The 650-nt window shown below is 39.4% G+C and carries 1 protein-coding gene; it reads left to right on the top strand.

Annotated elements, in window-relative coordinates:
* Nucleotides 1-144: 144 nt before the first annotated feature.
* Nucleotides 145-650, top strand: a 506-nt coding sequence (locus HC175_RS16135; RefSeq protein ID WP_168139426.1) for a site-specific integrase, incomplete at its 3' end; no start/stop codon positions are given.

A 650-nucleotide genomic window follows, 5' to 3' on the forward strand; every position in this document is an offset into this window, starting at 1 on the left:
TCAAATCCAAAAAGCTGCTTACATACAGCATCTAAGAGATCAGGAAGAGATCTAGTATCAATTCCTAAGCCTGAGTTCTTAGGTATACAATAATAACTGTTGGTAGGTCAAAGTTTTCTAACTTTGCCTGTCAACAGTTTTTTTATGCCTCAAAATGACTTTTCAAAATTCTTCGATTACCTGGAACTTGAAAAAAAGAATTCAGAACACACCATTACTGCCTATCGGGCAGATCTTTTGACCTTCGCCGGTTTTATTTCCTCTACATACGAGGAGGAAGATCTAAAAGAAGTAAATCCATCCCAGGTGAGGAGTTGGGTAGTAAACCTGGTGGAGCAGGGGCTTTCCAATTCCAGCGTAAACCGTAAGGTATCTTCTATAAAAGCGTACTATCGATTTTTGCTAAAAACAAAGCAGCTTGAAATTTCTCCTTTGGCAAAACACCGGGCTTTAAAAACTACACGCAAGTTACAGGTGCCATTCTCAGAATCAGAAATTAACACAGCACTACAGAATATTCCGACCGAGGGTTTTGAGGAGCTTCGGAATAAATTGATGGTCGAACTATTCTACTCAACCGGAATTCGCCGTAGTGAATTGATTGGCATAAGACTGGGAGATATTGATCTTTCTTCGGGTTTATTAAAGGT

Source organism: Salinimicrobium oceani, from assembly GCF_012037645.1.